Genomic DNA, 404 nt, shown 5'->3' on the forward strand with positions numbered 1-404 from the left:
CCTTCAACGAACGGAAGAAACGTTCGATATAGCCATCTGCGTCCGGGTTGTTATAACCTGTCCGTTCATGTTTCACCTGGCAGTCCTTCATGGCTTGTAGAATCGTCGACTTGTCATTTGGCATCCGTTGTCAGTTCTGAGCGTTAAGTTTGCGCCTCGTACCCCGCTCGGGAATCGGTAGTTGAATGCGTTATCCACGGCATGCAGCAATTCCTCTGTCCGGCAATAGCGCGAAAACGAATACCCCACAATTTCACGGTCGTACGCATCGATTACCGCGAATACATATCCCCACCCATTCTTACTGTATTTGTCAAGCGAAAAATCCCCCACCTAAAACTGGGCATCATGCAAGGTTTTGCTTTTCAAGCCACTCCTTCGTCTCTTTCATGCGAAACGAATTT

The 404-nt window shown here is 48.3% G+C and carries 1 protein-coding gene; it reads right to left on the reverse strand.

Annotated elements, in window-relative coordinates; all coding sequences use genetic code 11:
* Nucleotides 1-87: 87 nt before the first annotated feature.
* Nucleotides 88-333: a DDE-type integrase/transposase/recombinase gene (locus J3482_RS22040; RefSeq protein WP_206923106.1), complete on the reverse strand. Its 246-nt coding sequence runs from the start codon at nucleotides 331-333 to the stop codon at nucleotides 88-90.
* Between the last annotated feature and the right edge of the window lie 71 nt (nucleotides 334-404).

The organism is Alicyclobacillus suci (assembly GCF_017329615.1).
Classification (GTDB): Bacteria; Bacillota; Bacilli; order Alicyclobacillales; family Alicyclobacillaceae; genus Alicyclobacillus; species Alicyclobacillus suci.